Raw genomic sequence first — 17324 nt, 5'->3', positions numbered from 1 at the left:
ACCACCGTATGCCGCGTACGGGAGCAGCGACGAGCCGCCTCCTTGTCCGCGGCATCGACACGTGTCAACATAGACGGATGTCGATACAGGCTCCTTCGCTCCTGGACGCCGAGTCCCACGCGATGGGGACCGAGGTCGCCGGCGCCGTCGCCACCACGCTCAAGGCCCTCGCGGAGCCGCTCCGGCTGCGGATGCTGTCCTTCGTCGCGACCTCTCCCGCCGGCGAGGCGTGCGTGTGCGACCTGGCTGCCCTGACGGACGTGTCCCAGCCCACCGTGTCGCACCACCTCAAGGTGCTGCGCGACGTCGGCATGCTGACCTCCGAGCGGCGTGGCACCTGGGTCTGGTACCGCATCGCCCCTGGCTACAAGGGGGCGGTCTCGACCCTCCTCGAGTCCTTCGCCCCGGCGGCCCTGGAGGCGCTCGTCGCGCCCCAGGAGCTGACCGGGCTCGAGGACGTCGACGCGGCGCTCGGCGGGCTCGCCGCCGACCTGACCGCGCGGTTCCCGGCTGTGGAGAGGGGTCTCGTGGTGCAGACCGTGCGCGAGTCGTACACGGCCCTCGCCCGCTCGGCGACGGTCGCGGCGCACCTGCTCGCCCTGACCGACCGCTTCGCGCGCCAGCGCCTCGCGGACCTGGTTCGCGAGCCCGGCGCGCGTCCGCAGGTGCTCTTCGTCTGCGTCGCCAACGCCGGCCGGTCTCAGCTCGCCACCGCCCTGGTCCGCCGCTACGCCGGGGACCGCGTCGTCGTCCGCTCCGCGGGCTCGACGCCGGCCGCGGACGTGCACCCCGCGGTCCGGCCCGAGCTCGCGGCCCTCGGCACCGCGGACGGCGAGGCGTTCCCCAAGCCGCTGACCGACGACGCCGTCCGCGCCGCCGACGTCGTGGTCACCATGGGCTGCGGCGACGTCTGCCCGGTCCTTCCCGGGAAGCGGTACGAGGACTGGCTCGTCGGCGACCCTGCGCTGGCCTCCCCGGCCGGCGTCGCCGCGATCCGCGCCGAGCTCGACACCCGCGTGCGCGCCCTGCTCACCGACCTGCTGCCCGACCTCGACCTGCCCATCCCCTGAACCACCGGAGACCACCGTGACCGAGACCAGCACCGCCAAGCCGTCCGCCCTGTTCGTCTGCGTCCACAACGCCGGCCGCTCCCAGATGGCGGCCGGGTACCTGCGCGCCCTGTCGGGCGACGCCGTCGAGGTCCGCTCCGCCGGGTCCGCACCGGCCGACCAGATCAACCCCGTCGCCGTCGAGGCCATGCTCGAGGAGGGCATCGACCTCCGTGCCGAGCAGCCCAAGGTCCTCACGACCGACGCCGTGCAGGCGTCCGACGTCGTCATCACCATGGGCTGCGGCGACGCGTGCCCGATCTTCCCCGGCAAGCGCTACGAGGACTGGGCCCTGGAGGACCCGGCAGGTCAGGGCATCGAGTCGGTGCGCCCCATCCGCGACGAGATCCGCGCGCGTGTGCTGACCCTGCTCGACGAGCTGGGCGTCACGCCTGTCCTCCCGGCCGGCCGAGCGTGACGAGCTGCGGCTCCGCCGACGCCGTCCCGCAGCACGAGCCGGCGACGCTCTCGCCGTCGGCTGCCAGGGCCAGGTCGCTCGAGCAGACACCGGTGGCGGGCAGGTTGAGCTCGACAGCGTCCGCCGCTGCCCGGTCCCCGGCCAGCGCCGCGGCGATGGAGCGCACCTGCTCGTACCCCGTCGCGAGGAGGAACGTCGGAGCGCGCCCGTACGACTTCATGCCGGCGAGGTAGAACCCGTCGTCGGGGTGGGACAGCACCTGCTCCCCGTGCGGCGGCACGGTGCCGCACGAGTGCTGGTTCGGGTCGATCAGCGGGGCGAGGGCAGTGGGAGCCTCGACGACGGGGTCGAGGTCGAGGCGCACCTCGCGCAGCATGTCGAGGTCGGGACGGAAGCCGGTCGCGTCGACGATCTGGTGCACGTCGAGGTTCAGGGCGCCGTCGCGTGCGGTGCCCAGCACCTGGACGGTGTCCGGGCCCGGGACGAGGCGCTCGATCGAGACCCGCGTGAGCAGGGTCAGGCGCCCCGCCTCGACGGCGGAGCGCAGGCGCGTGCCGAGCAGCCCGCGCGCCGGGAGCTCGTCGTCGGTCCCGCCGCCGAACAGGCGCCGGGCCGAGCCGCCGCGGATCGCCCACGTGACCGTCGTGCCGGGCTCGGTCTCGGAGAGCTCGACGAGGCTCAGCAGCGTGTTCGCGGCCGAGTGGCCCATCCCGACCACGAGGGTGTCTCGGCCCGCGAACCGGTCGCGCTGCGTCCCGAGGACGTCGGGCAGCGGTCCCGTGACGAAGGCGGCCGACTCCGCCTCGCCCGCGGCCGGCAGCCCGGAGACGCCCAGCGGGTTCGACGTCCCGAAGGTGCCCGACGCGTCGATCACCGCGCGAGCCAGGACGTCCTGCACCCGCCCGTCCGGGCCGAGGGTGCGCACGCGATAGCCCTGCCGCTCGCGCCCGAGCGACCGGGTCTTGTCCGCGCCGTCGCGCGCCACCGCCAGCACGCGGGTCCCGGTGCGCAGTCGCGAGGCGATGGCCGGGGTCGCGGCGAGCGGGGCGAGGTACTGCCGGACGAGCTCCGCGCCGGTCGGCAGGGTGTCCTGGGCGGGCTCCACCCAGCCCGACGGTTCGAGCAGGCGCCGGGCCGCGGCGTCGACGTCGTACCGCCACGGCGAGAAGAGGCGCACGTGGCCCCACGACGCGATCGCCGCACCTGGCCCGTCACCTGCCTCGAGCACCAGCGGCTCCAGGTTGCGTTCCAGCAGGTGGGCCGCTGCGGCCAGCCCGACGGGACCGGCCCCGATCACCACGACCGGCAGCCCTGCACGCTCCACGCTCATCGCACTCTCCTCGCATCGACGAACTTCGATCAACCAAGGTCAACGTATCCATGTTTGTCGATGCGTGGCAAGATGGGCGTCATGACGACGACGGAGCTCTCGCTCACCACGCAGGCGGCACCGGCCGCGACGCGGTGCTGTGCACCGCTCGTCCGGGAGGCGGCGGACCCGGAGGTCGCGCGCGACCTCGCCCGGGTGTTCAAGGCGCTCGGCGACCCCACGCGCGTGCAGCTCCTGTCGATCGTCGCCGCGCACGACGGCGGAGAGGCGTGCGTCTGCGACCTCACCGAGCCGGTCGGTCTCGCGCAGCCGACCGTGAGCCACCACCTGAAGATCCTCGTCGAGGCAGGCCTGCTCTCCCGCGAGCAGCGTGGCCGCTGGGCGTACTACTCGGTGGTCCCCGGCGCCCTGACGGCGCTCGCGGGCGTCCTCACGGAGACTGCCCGCTGACGGGCACGACCCTCTGACCGGGGCCGCACGCTGAGGGAGGCGGCCCCACGGGTCGTCTACCGCGCGGGAGTCCCGGTGCAGCACCCGTCGTCGCACCCGTCCTCGTCGTCGTCGGCGAGGAGGACGCCGATCGGGGTGCAGCACGCGTCGCCGCGCCAGGCCTCGACGCCCTCGCGCACGGCGAACGCCGCGATGACCAGGGCGGCGACCGGGTCCGCCCAGGTCCAGCCGAACGTGCTGTTCAGCACCAGACCGACGAGGAGGACCGCCGAGAGATAGCTGCAGATCAGGGTCTGCTTCGAGTCGGCCACCGCCGACGCGGAACCGAGCTCGCGGCCGGTGCGCCGCTCGAACCACGACAGGAACGGCATCACGGCGAGGCTCACGGCGGCGAGGACGATGCCGACGGTCGAGTGGTCGGGCTCCGCGGCGCCGAGCAGGGTGCGCGTGGCGTCGACGGTGACGAAGGCCGCGAGGCCGAAGAACGAGACCGCGACCAGGCGCAGGGCGACGCGCTCGCGGCGGCGCGGGTCCGGGGCGGCGAACTGCCAGGCGACCGCTGCGGCGGAGAGCACCTCGACGACGGAGTCCAGCCCGAAGCCGACGAGCGCGGCGGACGAGGCGATCCGGCCGGCGGTGATGGCGACGACGGCCTCGACGACGTTGTAGGCGATGGTCGCGGTGACGACCCAGCGGATCCTCCGCTCGAGGACGTCCCGGCGAGCAGTCGGCAGGGGGCCGGGCCCGAGAGAGATCGACGTCATGAGCAGGTGCATCCCTCGGGCGCGCAGCACGTCGGGTCGACGGTCACGACGAGGCGCAGGAGGTCGTCGAGCGCGGGCACGAGGTGCGGGTCTGCGAGCCGGTACCAGGTGCGACGCCCGTCGGGGATCGCCTCGACGAGCCCGCAGCCGCGCAGGCACGCGAGCTGGTTGGACATGACCTGACGGGAGACGCCGAGCGCGTCGGCCAGGTCGGACGGGTACGCCGGCGCCTCGCGCAGGGTCAGCATGATGCGCGCGCGGGTCTCGTCGGAGAGTGCGTGGCCCAGCCGCGCGAGCGCGGCGGTGTGGGTCAGGGTGACGGTCTCGGCCATGGGTCGACAGTACACGGAACGCTGTATCAATAACAGGGTCGACCAGTGAGTTCATCTGCAACTGAGTGATTGCGCTATGCCTCAACTCGTGCAACTGTTGAGTTGCACGAGTTCGAGAACACCACCCGAGAGGAGCACGACCATGACCACGACCAACGAGCCGGCCGTCGTCGACCAGGAGACGTTCACGGTGACCCGCACGGTGCACGTCCGTGCGTCCGTGGACCGCGTCTGGGCGGCGCTCACGCAGGAGGACCTCATCAGCCAGTGGTTCGGGCAGCGCGCCTCGCTGCCGGACCTGCGCGTCGGCGGGGAAGGCGTCTTCGGCTGGGACGGCGAGACCGACGCGCCCGTCCGCATCGAGGAGTACGACGAGCCGTCCGTCTTCGCGCTGCGCTGGAGCGCTCCGGCCGGGGAGGCGCTGACGGAGGAGAACTCGACCGTCGCGCGCTTCACGCTCGTGCCCGACGGCGCGTCGACCGTCCTCACCGTCGTCGAGACCGGGTTCGAGCACCTCGCGGACGCGCGCGCGGCGCTCGAGGACCACCGCCAGGGCTGGACGAGCGAGCTCGACGAGCTCGTCGACCTGCTCGAGGGGGCGACCGTCCCCCCGTCGGGCGCGTCGGCGTGAGCAGCCCGCTCGCGGGGGAGACGCTGACGCCCGTCTTCGCCGCCCTCGCGGACGACACGCGCTGGCGCATCCTCACCGAGCTGGGCGGTGCCGAGCTCTCGGCGTCGGCGCTCGCGGAGCTCCTGCCCGTGAGCCGGCAGGCCATCGCGAAGCACCTCACGGTGCTCGCGGAGGCCGGTCTCGTCGAGGCGTCGCGCGCAGGGCGCGAGGTCCGGTACCGCGCGCTCGGCGCACGTCTCGCCGAGACCGCCCGCGCCCTCGACGCCATCGGCGCCGGGTGGGACCGCCGCCTCGCAGCGATCCGGCGCATCGCCGAGTCGCCGTCGTCGTCCTGACAGGCTTCGCGAGATCGACCCGTACGTCCCGAGATCGACCCTCAGAAGGTCGATCTCGGGACGTACGGGTCGATCTCGCGTTCGGGGTCAGACGTCGAGGGGGCCGCGCACGACGGAGTCGCCCGAGTGGGCCGGGTCGCCGTCGAAGTGCTCCTCCGAGACGTCGACCACGGGGAAGGCAGTGAGGTCGAGCCCGTCGGGGAGGTCGAACCGTCCCTCCGAGCCCTCCAGCACCCCGAGGCTCACGAGCCCGCTGACGTCCTCCGCGAGCAGCCACACCTCGCGGAACGTGCCGTCCGGCGCCGGGGCGTCGAGCGTGACGACGACCTGGCGCCGACCGTCCGCCGTCTCCTCGACCCGCGCCTCGCCGCTCGCGTCGTCCCAGCCGGGCAGCGGGGCGAGGTCGGCCGTCGCGACGGTGGTCTCGGTGGGCGTGAGCTCGCGCCGCTCCCACCAGACCCCGCCCGCGACACCGACGACGAGCGCGACGGACGCGGCCGCGGCGACCGGCAGCCACACACCGCGCCGCCGCCCCGCGAGCGGCGTCACGGTCGCGACGTCGCCTGCGCCGGTCGTGGCGTCGCCCGACCACCCGGTCGGACCGGCGCCGGCCGGGGACGTCGACGAGGCGCCGAGCCCGAGCTCCGCGTGGACGCGGTTCCAGACGTCGGGGTCGGGTGCGACGAGGTCCGGACCGCCGGCCCGCGCGTCGTCGACCACCGACCGGAGCCCGTCGACCTCCGCGGTGCAGGCGTCGCAGGAGCCGAGGTGGGCGCGCGCGGCGTCGTCGAGCACGTCCTCCCCGAGCGCGAGGAGCGCGAGGGTCTCGTCATCGATGTGCTGCACCGTCCACCTCCATTCGGTCGCGCAGCCGGATCAGGCTCCGTCGTACGTGGCTCTTGACCGTACCGAGCGGCAGGTCGAGCTCCTCGGCGATCTGCACGTGCGTCAGGTCGCGGAAGAACGCGAGCTCCAGGATCGTCCGCCCCGGGTCTCCGAGCCGTCTCAGCTCGTCGGCGACGAGCACGCGGTCGGCGACCCGGCGGACGTCGTCCTCCGTCGTCCCAGGGTTCGGAGCCGACGCCGCGACGGCTTGCTCGGAGCGCCGGGCCCGGGTCCGCGCCTCGTGCGCGTCGGCGACGCTGTGCCGCGTGATGCCGACGAGCCACGCCGGGAGCCGTGCGCGGTCCGGGTCGAACCGGTGCCTCCCGCGCCACGCCCCGACGAAGACCTGCTGGGTCACGTCCTCGGCGTCGGCCCGGTTCCCGAGCGACCGCAGCGCGATGGTGTGCACGAGCGTCGACCAGCGGCGGTACGCCTCCGCGAGCGCCTCCTCGTCGCCGCCGGCGAACCGACGCCCGAGCAGCGCGACGTCGGCGTCATCGACCGCGGTCTCGGGGGAGCTCAGCGGATGTCCTCCGTGCTCGGGGTCGGCGTCGTCGCCGACCGTCTTCGTGAGGCGATCGTAGACCGTCACGCCCCGCCCGCCCGCTCGGCCGTCACGACGACGTTCTCGGTGTACGAGCGTCGCTCGCGATCCCACTCGCCGCCGCAGGTCACGAGCACGAGCCGCGCCGGGCCGCCGCGGTCGAAGACGACGTCGAGCGGGAGGTCCGCCTTCGCGATGTCCTCCACGCCGGTCACTGTGTAGGTGTAGGTGGTGCCCGTCGCGTCGACGACGTCGACGGTCGTGCCGGCCGCGACGTCGGCCAGCCGGGCGAACGGTCCCGCTCCGTCGAGGTCGTCCACGTGCGCGGCGACGACGACCGCCCCCGCGGGGCTCGACGGGCCCGGCCCGAACCGGTACCACGCCGCCGAGCGCGCGTCGTCGGGCAGGGCCATCTGTCCGTCGTCGTCGACGCCCGCGGGTTCCACGGCCATGTCCAGGTCGAGCGACGGCACGACGACCCGGGTGGCCGCCGGTGGCGCCGCGGCGGGCTGGTCCCGCGCGGGACGGACGGGGACGTCGGGCACGGGGCCCGACGTCGCGCCGTCCGTCCCGGCGGTGCCCCCGCCCGGGGCGGGCCGGGCGGGGGCCTCCGCCGCCGGGACGTGACCTCCGGCGGCGGTCTCGTCGGCAGGGGCGGGGGTGCACCCGCCGACGAGGAAGGCGGCGCCCACGGCGAGGGTCGCGAGCGCCGTCGCGTGCCGTGACGTCATGCCGAGCGGTGCCCGCGCGTCGTCCGGTCGGCCGTGGCCACGTGCTGCTCGCGCCATGCCCGCGTGCCCATGACGACCGCCGCGACGAGCAGCAGACCGAACAGGCTCGCGCCGAACGCGATGGCGACCGTGGTGAACACCGACGAGGTCGACGGCTCCGCCGCGAGACCCGACTGCCCGCCCGGGACGCCGGCCGGCGCGGAGTGCAGGCCTTCGACGGTCTGCGTGGCGAGGGCGAGGTTGCCCGCCTCGAGGCTGCCCCACGCGTAGGCGATGGTGTTGACGCCCTCGGCGACGGTGACGTCGACCGGGCCCAGCACCGGCTCGGTGGTCCCGGCCGCGGCGACGGCCGCGGACACGGTGCTCGCCGGGAGGTTCAGCACGGACTCGTCGGGGTTCTCCAGCCCGGAGACCACGGCGGTGCCGCCCGCGAGGACGTCGACCGCGGGTGCGGCCGCGACGTGCCGGACCGTGAGCCGGCCCTCGCCCGCAGCGGTCGTGGACGTGTCGTTGGTGAACAGGGTCGCCGTGGGCTCCCCGGCGGCGTCGAGGTGCGCGGCCGCGGTGTAGTTCCCCCCGGCCTCGAGGGGCAGGTCGATCGGCCCGATGACGGGCGCGCTCGTGTCGGTCGCGTCCGGGGCGGTGATGGCGACGCTGTACGTCCCGGCGGGCAGGTCGAGCGGCCCGGCGAGGTCGCCCGGCTGGAAGTCGTCGAGGGTGAGCTCGTCGTTCACCCAGACGTCCACGGGCGTGTCCGGCACGCCGTGCAGGACGGAGAGGCTGGCGTTCTCCGCGGTGTCGGCCGAGGCCGGGGCGGCGAACGCGCCGAGGGCGACGAGTCCGACGGCGCCCGCGAGCGCGGCGCTGCGTCGTGCGGTGCGGTGCATGGTGTCCTCCAGGTGGCGGGCCCGGCGCTGCTGCCGGGCGCGAGTGCTGCTGACACCACTACTTCCCCTGGGAGGGCAGGTTCGGATGCACCGGTCGTGGACAGGATGTCGCCGAGGCCACCGGCTGGTCCGTGGCGGCGGTCGCGCGTGCCCGGACCGGGCGCCACGTCGAGACGAGGGCCAGCGCGAGCAGGAGCACCGCGAAGTCACCCGCGTAGTACATGAGCTCCGCGCCGGCCTGCCGGTCCGCCGTCGGGCCGGGCACGGCGACGAACGCCCCGGCGTACAGCAGCTGCGCGAGGACGGCGTGCGCGGCGATCGCGACGCCGAGCACGACGAGCCGGGCCGGGACCGACGGCCGGTGCGGGGCCGGGTCCGGGCCGGCGAGCGCGTACGCGAACAGGTAGCCCGCGGCGAGGAAGTGCACGTGGAGGAGGTGGTGCAGCGCCGGGGCCTGCGTCGTCGCGGCGTAGAGCGGGGTCAGGTAGAGCGCGTACAGGGTGCCGACGCTCAGCAGCAGGGCGGTCACCGGGTGCGCGAGGACCTGCACGGGACGACGGCGCAGCAGCCGCCCGACGCGGCGGCCGGCGCCCGGGCCCACGGACCGCAGGACGAGCGTCACCGGCGCGCCGAGCACGAGGGCGAGCGGCGCGTACATGCCGACGAGCAGGTGCCGGTACATGTGGTCCGCGAACGAGCCCGTGGGCAGTGGCGACAGCGCCGGCACGAGAGCGGCCGCGAGCAGCACCACGCCACCGAGGAAGCGCGCGGTGCGCCACGGGCTCCACCCGCGGGGATCGGCGTGCTGCCTCAGCGCGAGGACGAGGTACGTCCACGCGACGACACCGAGCACGGCGAGCACCAGCAGTGACTCCCCGTCGAGCACGAGCGTCCCGGACGACGCGCCACCGCCGTGGTCGTCGTGGCCGGTCACGGCTCGACGGCCCGGCCCGTGCGCTGCAGCAGCCAGCCCCCGAGCACGAGCAGGGCACCGAGGACGAGGAACGCGACGTCGGCGAGCGTCTGGTACCGGCCGCTGACGACGTGGTGGATCGCGAGGAGGTGGTGGTCGACCAGGCCCTCGACGAGGTTGAACACGCCCCAGCCCACGAGCATCCAGCCCCACAGCGTCCGGGACGTCCAGACCCGCCCGCGCGCCACGGTGACGCGCGAGTAGAGCAGCCCCAGACCGACGAGCACCGCGACCCAGGTCACGGTGTGGAACAGCCCGTCCCAGAGGGTGTTCATCTGCAGGCCGTGGACGGTCGTCGGCGGGTAGCTGCCGACGTCGATGTTCGCCGTGCCCGCGCTCGACAGCATGTGGTGCCACTGGAGGATCTGGTGCAGCAGGATGCCGTCGACGAAGCCGCCGAGCCCGACGCCCAGCACGATGCCGGGCAGGGCGATGCTGGGCGGGTCCGCGGTCGTGCGGCGGGTGTGGGCGCTGGAGCTGGTGCTGGTGCTCATGCAAGCCTCCTCGACGGAGGGGCACGGGGCTTCTTCCCGTGGACGAGCCACGCTACGCGGGCCGCCCGGGCTCGCCAGACGGGGCGTTCCGCGGCAGAGTCGGTGCGTGACGCCGCCGTCGCCACGCGCACTCAACCGCGCGACGCTCGCGCGTCAGCTCCTGCTCGAGCGCGCGGATCTCACCGTCCCCGAGGCGGTGCGGCGCGTCGTCGCGCTCCAGGCGCAGCACCCCGCGTCGCCGTACGTCGCGCTGTGGAACCGCGTCGCGCGCTTCGACCCGGCAGACCTCGACGCGGCGCTCGCGGACCGCGTGGTGGTCAAGGCCTCGCTCCTGCGCATCGCGCTCCACCTCGTGCACGCCGAGGACTACGAGACGGTGCACACCGCGATGCAGCCGTCCCTGCGCGCGGCGCGCCTGCACGACCCGCGCTTCGCGGTGAGCGGGATCTCGATCGACGAGGCGCACGCCCTCGTCCCGTACCTCCTCGCCTACGCCGCGGGCCCGCGCACGGGCGCCGAGCTCGAGGCGTGGGTCGACGCGCGCGTCCCCGAGACACCGCGAGGCGCGTGGTGGGCGCTGCGGACGTTCGCGCCGCTGCACCACGTGCCGACGGGCGGGCCGTGGTCGTTCGGCACCAGCGCGTCGTACGTCGCGGCCGGCACGGACGCGCTCCCGCGCGTCACGACGGCCTTCGACGACGCGCTCCCCACCCTCGTGCGGCGCTACCTCGAGGGCTTCGGTCCGGCGTCGGTCGCGGACGTGTCGCAGGTCGCGATGATCCCGCGCGCCCGGGTCCGTGCCGCCGTGAAGACGCTCGGCGACACGGTCGACCGGTTCGCCGGCCCCGACGGTGCGGAGCTGCTCGACGTCCCCGGCGCGCCGCGACCCGACGAGGACGTGCCCGCACCGCCCCGGCTCCTCGGCATGTGGGACGAGACGCTGCTCGCGTACGCGGACCGCTCGCGGGTCGTCCCGCCGGACGTGCGTCCGCTCGTCACGCGCTCGAACGGCGACGTCCTCCCGACCGTCCTCGTCGACGGGTACGTCGTCGGGGTGTGGCGCCCGGTCGCGGAGGGGGTCGAGGTCACCACGTACCGGTCCGTGCCCGACGAGGCGTGGCCGGCCCTGGAGGCCGAGGCCCGGTCGCTCGTCGCGTTCCTCGCGGGCCGTGACCCGGCGCCGTTCGCCCGCTACGGCCACTGGTGGGCCAAGCTCCCGGCCGGGGACGTCCGGACGATCGGGGCCGCGTGACCGGTCAGGAATCGAGAAGCGCGCGCCGTCCCGCCGCTCCTACCGTTCTGGGCATGGACACCACGAACCGCACCGCCATCGACCACGTCACCCTCGAGGTGACCGACGTCGCCACCGCCGAGGTCTTCTACGACCAGGCCTTCGGCCTCGGCGGCACCGTCCGCGTCCGGGAGTCGGACGCACCGACGTCCGGCTTCCGCGGCTTCACGCTGTCGCTCGTCGTCGCGCAGCCGAGCACCGTCGACAGCCTCGTCGGCACGGCTCTCGACGCCGGCGCGACCGTGCTCAAGCCGGTCGCGAAGAGCTTCTGGGGGTACGGCGGTGTCGTCCGCGCTCCTGACGGCACGATCTGGAAGGTCGCGTCGACGGCGAAGAAGGACAGCGGCCCGCCCACGCGCGAGGTGGACGACGTCGTGCTCCTTCTCGGCGTGCAGGACGTCAGGGCGACCAAGCAGTTCTACGTCGACCGCGGTCTCGCGGTGGGAAAGAGCTTCGGGAGCAGGTACGTCGAGCTCGACACCCCCGGGTCGGCCCTGAAGCTGGCGCTCTACACGCGCCGCGCGGCCGCGAAGGACGCCGGGGTGGACCCGGACGGGGCCGGCTCGCACCGCCTGGTCGTCCACGGCGACACCGGTACCTTCACCGACCCCGACGGCTTCCGCTGGGAGTCCGGGCCGCGCTGACCCGTCGAGCGGGCGCCGCTACGGTGGGCCGATGGCAGCGGTGAGGCAGGTACAGGTCACGTTCGACTGCGCGGCGCCCGAGCGGGTCGCGCGCTTCTGGTGCGAGGTGCTGGGGTACGTCGCGCCGCCGCCGCCCGAGGGGTTCGCCGGCTGGGACGACTACACCGCCTCGCTCCCGCCCGAGGACCGGGACGCGTGGTTCGTCGCGAGCGATCCCACCGGCGCGGGACCGCGGCTGTACTTCCAGCGAGTCCCCGAGGGCAAGGTCGTGAAGAACCGGGTGCACCTCGACGTGCGCGCCGGCAGCGGGCTCGTGGGCGAGGAGCGCCTGGCCACGCTCGAGGCCGAGTGCGCACGGCTGGTCGCGCTCGGCGCGGTCCACGTGCGCACGATGCTCGCGGACGGCGAGGAGGAGTCGTGCATCGTGATGCAGGACGTCGAGGGGAACGAGTTCTGCCTCGACTGAGCCCCGCTCGTGGGCGGCCCGGAGGATCATCGGGCCATGCCGCCGAAGAAGCCCACGACCGAGCCGCCCGTGCTCGACCCCGTCGTCCTCGCCGACCTGACGCCCGGAGACCGCTACGACCTCGAGGACGAGGCCGACCTCGAGGGGTTCGGGTTCGTGGACCTGGAGGTCGACGAGCTCGCCCTGAGCCACGCGAGCGTGTTCGGGTCGCGGTTCGAGGGAGTGCGCGCCGACCAGGCCGAGCTGCGCGGTGCGACCCTCACGGAGGTCGTCCTGGAACGCGTCGACGTCCCGGTGCTGCGCGGGGTCCGCAGCCGGTGGCGCGACGTCGAGGTGCGCGGGGCGCGCCTCGGGTCCGCGGAGCTGTACGAGTCGACGTGGGACGGCGTCCACCTCGTCGGGTGCAAGCTCGGCTTCGTCAACCTGCGCGGCACGGTGCTGCACGACGTCGCGTTCACGGACTGCACGATCGACGAGCTCGACCTCGTGCAGTCGAGCGCCACGCGCGTCTCCTTCACGGGCACGCGCGTCCGGCGCCTGGACGTGCAGTCGTCGACGCTCGCGCACGTGGACCTGCGCGGGGCGGACCTGCACGACCTCGCGGGCATCGGCTCGCTGCGGGGCGTGACGATCAGCCCGCCGCAGCTCGCGCAGCTCGCCGACCTCCTCGCGCGCGACCTGGGGATCACCGTCGAGGACTGAGACGCGTTTCATCCTCGCGCCGCGAGCCGGTCCGCGGGAGCATGAGCACGCACGACGGTCGGGAGGAGCAGCGTGGCCACGAGCAGTGACCTCGGCACGGTCGGTGTCGTCGGCGGGGGGATCGTCGGCCTCGCCGTGGCGCGCGAGGTGGTCCGACGACGGCCCGGGACGCGCGTCGTCGTGCTGGAGAAGGAGGACCGGCTCGGGGCGCACCAGACCGGCCACAACTCCGGCGTCGTGCACGCGGGCATCTACTACCGGCCCGGCAGCCTCAAGGCCCTGCTGTGCACGCGCGGGCGCGACCTGCTGCGCGACTACTGCGCCGAGCACGACGTGCCGTACGTCGAGTGCGGCAAGCTCGTGGTCGCCGTCGACCCGTCCGAGTCCGGGCGCTTCGACGCGCTCGAGCGGACCGCGACGGAGAACGGCGTGCCCGGCCTGCGGAGGCTCGACGGGCGGGAGATCGCCGAGGTGGAGCCGCACGCGGTCGGCATCGCGGCGCTGCACTCGCCGCGGACCGCGATCACGGACTACGTGGCCGTGTGCCGGGCGCTCGGCGCGGAGATCGCCGCCGCGGGTGGCGAGGTCCGGCTCTCGACGCCCGTCACGGGGGTCGCCCGGCGCGGCGGGCGCGTGGACGTGCTGAGCGGCGCTGAACGCGTCACGGTCGACGAGCTGGTCCTGTGCGGAGGTCTCCAGTCGGACCGCCTCGGCGCGCTCGTGGGCGGTGATCCCTCGCCGCGCATCGTCCCGTTCCGCGGCGAGTACATGTCGGTGCGCACCGACAAGCGTGAGCTCGTGCGCGGCATGGTGTACCCCGTGCCCGACCCGCGGTACCCGTTCCTCGGCGTGCACTTCACGCGCCGCGTGGGCGGCGGTCTCGAGGTGGGGCCGAACGCCGTCCTCTCCCTCGACCGCGAGGGCTACGGCCGTCTCGCGCTGTCCCCGCGCGACGTCGCGGGGATCGCCTCGTGGCCCGGGGCATGGCACATGGCCCGCGCGCACTGGCGGACCGGCGCGCGGGAGCTGCTGGGCTCCCTGTCCGTCCGGGCGTACATGCGCGCGGCGCAGCGGTACGTGCCGGCGATCGGCGCCGCGGACGTGCGCCGTGCGGGCTCCGGCATCCGCGCCCAGGCGGTCGAGCGCGACGGCACGCTCGTCGACGACTTCCGCATCGACCGGGCCGACGGCGTCACGAGCGTCCGCAACGCGCCGTCGCCCGCCGCGACGTCGAGCCTCGCGATCGCGGAGCACGTGGTCGACCGGATGCTGGGGACCCGCTGACGACCGCTGTCCGCCGGGGGAGCCTCACGGGGAGCGGTGTCGCGGTGGGACGGGGACGCGTGGCGCTGCGTCCGGCGGGCGCAGGGGTCCGAGGGGGCGGGAGCCGGGTCGATCGGACCTGCGCCGTGACGGCGACGGCTCCCGGCGTCGCAGGTTGACGAGCGCGATGCTGCTGAGCACCAGGCCGATCCCGAGCGCTTGCGTGACGGTGAGCGCCTCGCCCCCCACGGCGACGCCGAGGGCGACTCCCGTGACGGGGTTCAGCAGGCCGATCACCCCCACCGCCCCGGCGGGGAGGTGTCGGAAACCGCTGAACCAGCAGACGAACCCGAGCGCGGTCGCCACCAGGCTCACGTAGGCGAACGCGGCCGCCTCGGTCGGCGTCACCGACGGAGGCGCTCCTTCGACGACGGCTGCCGCGACCACCAGCTCGATCCCTCCGACGACGAGCTGCCAGGCGGTCACCGTGAGGACGGGCGTCCCGTCGTCCCACCGCTTCATCAGCACCGCGCCGATCGAGGACAGCACCATCGAGGCGACGGACGCTGCGACACCCCAGCCGTCGAGCGCTCCGGTCGCCGTCCCCACGATCAGGAGGACGCCCGCACCGCCCAGGACGGCCGCGAAGGCGACGCGAGCCGTGGGGCGTTCACGGACCAGCAACCAGGCAGCGCCGGCGATCGCGAACGGGCTCAGCGACATCAGCGAGGCCGCGACGCTCGACGGCAGCAGCTGGGCGGCGACGTACACGAGACAGAAGAACAGGCCCATGTTGAGAGTGCCGAGCACCGCCGACCGCCACCACCACCGACCGCGCGGCAGCCTGCGGGCGATCAGCAGCAGCACGACACCTGCCGGCAGCGCACGCATCGCCGATCCCCACAGCGGCGTGTCTCCGGGCAGGAACTCATGCGTCACGAAGTAGGTGGACCCGAACGCGACCGGCCCGATCGCGGCGAGGAGGGGCCACCGGACGCGCAGCCACGCCTGAGCCATAGTTTCCATGGAAACGACTATAACTTTCCGTGGAAAGTAGGATGGCGACATGGCTGAGGTCGATCGCGTCGGAACGTTCGTCGAGCAGTGGCGACGGGAGCGGCCCGACCTCGACCCGAGCCCGATGGCCGTGATCGGGCGGATGCGCCGGATCTCGGACGAGTTCACCGCCGTGCTCGTGGAGAACTACCGGCGCTTCGGGATCGGGGAGGGCGAGTTCGACGTCCTGTGCGCGCTCCGGCGGGCGGGTGCTCCGTACGCGCTCAACCACAGCGAGCTCGCGGACCACACCATGGTGACTGCCGGCGCGACCTCGAAGCGGGTCGATCGGCTGGAGGCTGCCGGGCTAGTGGTGCGACAACCGCAGACCGGAGACGGGCGCGCACGAGTTGTCACGCTGTCTCCCCAGGGGCGACGGCTCATCGACGAGGCCTACCCTGCGCACCTCCTGGTCGAGGACGAGCTTCTCGCTCCCCTCTCCCGCGACGAACGCGAGCAGCTCGAGGGGCTGCTCCGCAAGCTCATCGGCTGAGCGCCCACCACTGGAGCATCATGATGGTCTTCCCGTCGACGATGCGACCGTCGCGGACCATGGCCAGGGCGTCGTCGAGGGCGAGCTCGACGACCTCGATGTCCTCGCCCTCGTGGGAGACACCTCCCCCCGGCCCGGTGCGGTCGTGCGGGGTGTACGGGGCGGCGTAGAAGTGCACCTTCTCCGTCACCGAACCGGGGCTCATGTAGGCCGTGAGCACGTGCTCGACGGGGCCGACCGCGACCCCCAGCTCCTCGGCGACCTCGCGCCGGATCGCGGTCTCGGGGTCGTCGTCGTCGAGAAGGCCCGCGGCCGTCTCGATCAGCATCCCGTCGGGATGGTCGTTGACGTAGGCCGGGAACCGGAACTGACGCGTGAGCAGCACGGTCGATCGTGCAGAATCGTGCAGCAGGATGGTGGCGCCGTCCCCGCGGTCGTAGGTCTCGCGCTGCAGGGTCTGCCACCGCCCGTCGCGGCGCCGGTGGTCGAAGGTGGTGCGACGCAGCACGTGCCACCCGTCAGAGGTCAGCTCGACCTCCCGGACGACGACGTCCGGGTTGCGGTCCAGGTCCCGTCCTGCCTGTTCGAGCCCCGTGCGGCCGCGGTGGTCGGGGACGTCGATCCCGGGCCGCCCGCTCACCGGTCGCCCCCCGTCGACTCCTCGGGCAGCCGCACCACGGCGTCGCAGTTCTTGAGCAGTGGCCTCGTCATGTGTCGTAGACTATCCACAAACACGAAGAACCGCGAAGAAACGAGATGAACCATGCTGGCAGCCGAGAGGCGTGACCACCTCCTCGAGACCCTGCGTCGCGACGGGAAGATCGTGGCGAAGACGGTCGCGGCAGAGCTCGGTCTCTCGGAGGACAGCATCCGACGCGACCTGCGGGAGATGGCCGCCGAGGGCCTGTGCCAGCGCGTCTACGGCGGGGCGCTGCCGGTGTCCCCGGCGGTGGCCGGGTACGACGACCGCCGGAGCGTCGAGGTCGCCGGCAAGCAGCGCGTCGCCGAGGCCGCGGTGCGGCTGATCGACCCGGGCAGCACGATCATCCTCGACGGCGGTACCACCGCCCTCGCCGTCGCGTCCGCGCTGCCACCGGCTCTGCGGTGCACCGTGATCACCCACAGCCCGACCGTCGCGTCCGCGCTCGTCGAGCACCCCGGCGTCGAGGTGTTCATCCTCGGCGGCCGGCTCTTCAAGCACTCCGCCGTCGCGAGCGGGGCCGCCGCCGTCGAAGCGGCGCAACGGGTCTCGGCGGACGTGTTCTTCCTCGGCGTCACCGGGATCCATCCGGACGCCGGCCTGACCACGGGCGACGCCGACGAGGCCGCGATGAAGCGGGTCCTGGCCTCTCGCGCCGCCGAGACGTACGTGCTGGGGTCGTCGGAGAAGGTCGGGGCGGCGTCGCCGTACGGCGTGGTCGGGCTCGACGCCGTGGCCGGAGTCATCACCGACGCGGACGCCGCCTCCGACGGGGTGCGCCGGCTCGGCGAGCGCGTCCGTATCCTCCACGCGGACCAGTGATCCC

At 74.0% G+C, this 17324-nt stretch carries 23 protein-coding genes; 12 read left to right on the top strand and 11 right to left on the bottom strand.

All coding sequences use genetic code 11. From position 1 onward, the window contains the following. Positions 1 to 77 precede the first annotated feature (77 nt). On the top strand, positions 78 to 1070 hold the full coding sequence (locus tag V5D56_RS03475; protein ID WP_435737677.1) for a metalloregulator ArsR/SmtB family transcription factor: 993 nt from the start codon (positions 78 to 80) through the stop codon (positions 1068 to 1070). A gap of 16 nt (positions 1071 to 1086) precedes the next feature. After that, positions 1087 to 1527, top strand: coding sequence for an arsenate reductase ArsC (locus V5D56_RS03470; RefSeq protein ID WP_435737676.1), 441 nt, complete (start codon positions 1087 to 1089; stop codon positions 1525 to 1527). Here V5D56_RS03470 and V5D56_RS03465 read toward each other — a convergent pair. Further along, on the bottom strand, positions 1496 to 2857 hold the full coding sequence (locus tag V5D56_RS03465; protein WP_435737675.1) for an FAD-dependent oxidoreductase: 1362 nt from the start codon (positions 2855 to 2857) through the stop codon (positions 1496 to 1498). The two genes, V5D56_RS03470 and V5D56_RS03465, sit on opposite strands and share 32 nt — an antisense overlap. A gap of 60 nt (positions 2858 to 2917) precedes the next feature. On the opposite strand from V5D56_RS03465, the gene V5D56_RS03460 reads away from it, so the two are divergent. After that, positions 2918 to 3307 carry an ArsR/SmtB family transcription factor gene (locus tag V5D56_RS03460; RefSeq protein WP_435737674.1) on the top strand — a complete coding sequence of 130 codons (390 nt, stop codon included), beginning with the start codon at positions 2918 to 2920 and terminating at the stop codon, positions 3305 to 3307. Positions 3308 to 3363: 56 nt separating this feature from the next. Here the strand turns inward: V5D56_RS03460 and V5D56_RS03455 are convergent, their stop codons facing one another. Continuing rightward, a complete protein-coding gene (locus V5D56_RS03455; RefSeq protein WP_435737673.1) occupies positions 3364 to 4071 on the bottom strand; it encodes a cation diffusion facilitator family transporter in 708 nt (235 codons plus the stop codon). Continuing rightward, on the bottom strand, positions 4068 to 4403 hold the full coding sequence (locus tag V5D56_RS03450) for an ArsR/SmtB family transcription factor (protein ID WP_251152887.1): 336 nt from the start codon (positions 4401 to 4403) through the stop codon (positions 4068 to 4070). The genes V5D56_RS03455 and V5D56_RS03450 overlap by 4 nt, the downstream gene beginning before the upstream one ends. A gap of 142 nt (positions 4404 to 4545) precedes the next feature. On the opposite strand from V5D56_RS03450, the gene V5D56_RS03445 reads away from it, so the two are divergent. Next, positions 4546 to 5034 (top strand): SRPBCC domain-containing protein, encoded by a 489-nt coding sequence (locus tag V5D56_RS03445; RefSeq protein WP_435737672.1) that lies wholly within the window; start codon positions 4546 to 4548, stop codon positions 5032 to 5034. Continuing rightward, positions 5031 to 5369 carry an ArsR/SmtB family transcription factor gene (locus V5D56_RS03440; protein ID WP_435737671.1) on the top strand — a complete coding sequence of 113 codons (339 nt, stop codon included), beginning with the start codon at positions 5031 to 5033 and terminating at the stop codon, positions 5367 to 5369. Before V5D56_RS03445 ends, V5D56_RS03440 begins: the two co-directional genes overlap by 4 nt. Before the next feature lie 87 nt (positions 5370 to 5456). On the opposite strand, the gene V5D56_RS03435 is transcribed toward V5D56_RS03440, so the two are convergent. The 6 genes from V5D56_RS03435 to V5D56_RS03410 form a co-directional block, all read right to left on the bottom strand. Next, positions 5457 to 6215 (bottom strand): anti-sigma factor, encoded by a 759-nt coding sequence (locus V5D56_RS03435; RefSeq protein WP_435737670.1) that lies wholly within the window; start codon positions 6213 to 6215, stop codon positions 5457 to 5459. After that, entirely contained in the window at positions 6199 to 6777 is a 579-nt protein-coding gene (locus V5D56_RS03430; protein ID WP_435738942.1) for an RNA polymerase sigma factor, read from the bottom strand. The genes V5D56_RS03435 and V5D56_RS03430 overlap by 17 nt, the downstream gene beginning before the upstream one ends. Positions 6778 to 6842: 65 nt before the next feature. Next, positions 6843 to 7529, bottom strand: a complete 687-nt coding sequence (locus V5D56_RS03425; protein ID WP_435737669.1) for a class F sortase — start codon at positions 7527 to 7529, stop codon at positions 6843 to 6845. Continuing rightward, on the bottom strand, positions 7526 to 8416 hold the full coding sequence (locus V5D56_RS03420; protein ID WP_435737668.1) for a DUF4397 domain-containing protein: 891 nt from the start codon (positions 8414 to 8416) through the stop codon (positions 7526 to 7528). Before V5D56_RS03420 ends, V5D56_RS03425 begins: the two co-directional genes overlap by 4 nt. Before the next feature lie 58 nt (positions 8417 to 8474). Next, positions 8475 to 9350, bottom strand: a complete 876-nt coding sequence (locus V5D56_RS03415) for a cytochrome c oxidase assembly protein (RefSeq protein ID WP_435737667.1) — start codon at positions 9348 to 9350, stop codon at positions 8475 to 8477. Further along, on the bottom strand, positions 9347 to 9883 hold the full coding sequence (locus V5D56_RS03410; protein WP_435737666.1) for a DUF2243 domain-containing protein: 537 nt from the start codon (positions 9881 to 9883) through the stop codon (positions 9347 to 9349). Before V5D56_RS03410 ends, V5D56_RS03415 begins: the two co-directional genes overlap by 4 nt. 106 nt (positions 9884 to 9989) lie before the next feature. Between V5D56_RS03410 and V5D56_RS03405 the strand changes: the two genes are divergently transcribed. The 5 genes from V5D56_RS03405 (at position 9990) to lhgO (ending at position 14270) form a co-directional block, all read left to right on the top strand. Continuing rightward, a complete protein-coding gene (locus V5D56_RS03405; RefSeq protein WP_435737665.1) occupies positions 9990 to 11135 on the top strand; it encodes a winged helix DNA-binding domain-containing protein in 1146 nt (381 codons plus the stop codon). 53 nt (positions 11136 to 11188) lie between these two features. Then, positions 11189 to 11818, top strand: a complete 630-nt coding sequence (locus V5D56_RS03400; protein ID WP_435737664.1) for a glyoxalase — start codon at positions 11189 to 11191, stop codon at positions 11816 to 11818. A gap of 31 nt (positions 11819 to 11849) precedes the next feature. Continuing rightward, entirely contained in the window at positions 11850 to 12284 is a 435-nt protein-coding gene (locus V5D56_RS03395) for a VOC family protein (RefSeq protein WP_435737663.1), read from the top strand. 36 nt (positions 12285 to 12320) lie between these two features. Next, positions 12321 to 12986, top strand: a complete 666-nt coding sequence (locus tag V5D56_RS03390; protein WP_435737662.1) for a pentapeptide repeat-containing protein — start codon at positions 12321 to 12323, stop codon at positions 12984 to 12986. 72 nt (positions 12987 to 13058) lie between these two features. After that, a complete protein-coding gene (gene lhgO / locus V5D56_RS03385) occupies positions 13059 to 14270 on the top strand; it encodes an L-2-hydroxyglutarate oxidase (RefSeq protein ID WP_435737661.1) in 1212 nt (403 codons plus the stop codon). A 24-nt stretch (positions 14271 to 14294) separates the two neighbouring features. On the opposite strand, the gene V5D56_RS03380 is transcribed toward lhgO, so the two are convergent. Next, complete coding sequence (locus V5D56_RS03380) at positions 14295 to 15275, bottom strand: DMT family transporter (protein WP_435737660.1); 981 nt, start codon at positions 15273 to 15275, stop codon at positions 14295 to 14297. 40 nt (positions 15276 to 15315) lie between these two features. Between V5D56_RS03380 and V5D56_RS03375 the strand changes: the two genes are divergently transcribed. Beyond that, positions 15316 to 15798, top strand: a complete 483-nt coding sequence (locus V5D56_RS03375) for a MarR family winged helix-turn-helix transcriptional regulator (protein WP_435737659.1) — start codon at positions 15316 to 15318, stop codon at positions 15796 to 15798. On the opposite strand, the gene V5D56_RS03370 is transcribed toward V5D56_RS03375, so the two are convergent. Next, a complete protein-coding gene (locus tag V5D56_RS03370; protein ID WP_435737658.1) occupies positions 15788 to 16438 on the bottom strand; it encodes an NUDIX domain-containing protein in 651 nt (216 codons plus the stop codon). The genes V5D56_RS03375 and V5D56_RS03370 overlap by 11 nt on opposite strands. Before the next feature lie 123 nt (positions 16439 to 16561). Between V5D56_RS03370 and V5D56_RS03365 the strand changes: the two genes are divergently transcribed. After that, entirely contained in the window at positions 16562 to 17320 is a 759-nt protein-coding gene (locus V5D56_RS03365; protein ID WP_435737657.1) for a DeoR/GlpR family DNA-binding transcription regulator, read from the top strand. The last annotated feature ends 4 nt before the right edge of the window (positions 17321 to 17324 follow it).

Source organism: Cellulosimicrobium sp. PMB13, assembly GCF_051294865.1.
Lineage (GTDB): Bacteria > Actinomycetota > Actinomycetes > Actinomycetales > Cellulomonadaceae > Cellulosimicrobium.
This window is presented reverse-complemented; position numbering and strand designations above follow the sequence as displayed.

What these genes read in the sequence shown, in the direction of transcription:
- V5D56_RS03475 (WP_435737677.1), top strand. Translation starts at nt 78, where the DNA reads ATGTCGATACAGGCTCCTTCGCTCCTGGACGCCGAGTCCCACGCGATG.
- V5D56_RS03465 (WP_435737675.1), bottom strand. Translation starts at nt 2,857, where the DNA reads ATGAGCGTGGAGCGTGCAGGGCTGCCGGTCGTGGTGATCGGGGCCGGT.
- V5D56_RS03460 (WP_435737674.1), top strand. Translation starts at nt 2,918, where the DNA reads ATGCGTGGCAAGATGGGCGTCATGACGACGACGGAGCTCTCGCTCACC.
- V5D56_RS03455 (WP_435737673.1), bottom strand. Translation starts at nt 4,071, where the DNA reads ATGACGTCGATCTCTCTCGGGCCCGGCCCCCTGCCGACTGCTCGCCGG.
- V5D56_RS03450 (WP_251152887.1), bottom strand. Translation starts at nt 4,403, where the DNA reads ATGGCCGAGACCGTCACCCTGACCCACACCGCCGCGCTCGCGCGGCTG.
- V5D56_RS03445 (WP_435737672.1), top strand. Translation starts at nt 4,546, where the DNA reads ATGACCACGACCAACGAGCCGGCCGTCGTCGACCAGGAGACGTTCACG.
- V5D56_RS03425 (WP_435737669.1), bottom strand. Translation starts at nt 7,529, where the DNA reads ATGACGTCACGGCACGCGACGGCGCTCGCGACCCTCGCCGTGGGCGCC.
- V5D56_RS03420 (WP_435737668.1), bottom strand. Translation starts at nt 8,416, where the DNA reads ATGCACCGCACCGCACGACGCAGCGCCGCGCTCGCGGGCGCCGTCGGA.
- V5D56_RS03410 (WP_435737666.1), bottom strand. Translation starts at nt 9,883, where the DNA reads ATGAGCACCAGCACCAGCTCCAGCGCCCACACCCGCCGCACGACCGCG.
- V5D56_RS03400 (WP_435737664.1), top strand. Translation starts at nt 11,189, where the DNA reads ATGGACACCACGAACCGCACCGCCATCGACCACGTCACCCTCGAGGTG.
- V5D56_RS03395 (WP_435737663.1), top strand. Translation starts at nt 11,850, where the DNA reads ATGGCAGCGGTGAGGCAGGTACAGGTCACGTTCGACTGCGCGGCGCCC.
- V5D56_RS03390 (WP_435737662.1), top strand. Translation starts at nt 12,321, where the DNA reads ATGCCGCCGAAGAAGCCCACGACCGAGCCGCCCGTGCTCGACCCCGTC.
- V5D56_RS03380 (WP_435737660.1), bottom strand. Translation starts at nt 15,275, where the DNA reads ATGGAAACTATGGCTCAGGCGTGGCTGCGCGTCCGGTGGCCCCTCCTC.
- V5D56_RS03375 (WP_435737659.1), top strand. Translation starts at nt 15,316, where the DNA reads ATGGCTGAGGTCGATCGCGTCGGAACGTTCGTCGAGCAGTGGCGACGG.
- V5D56_RS03365 (WP_435737657.1), top strand. Translation starts at nt 16,562, where the DNA reads ATGCTGGCAGCCGAGAGGCGTGACCACCTCCTCGAGACCCTGCGTCGC.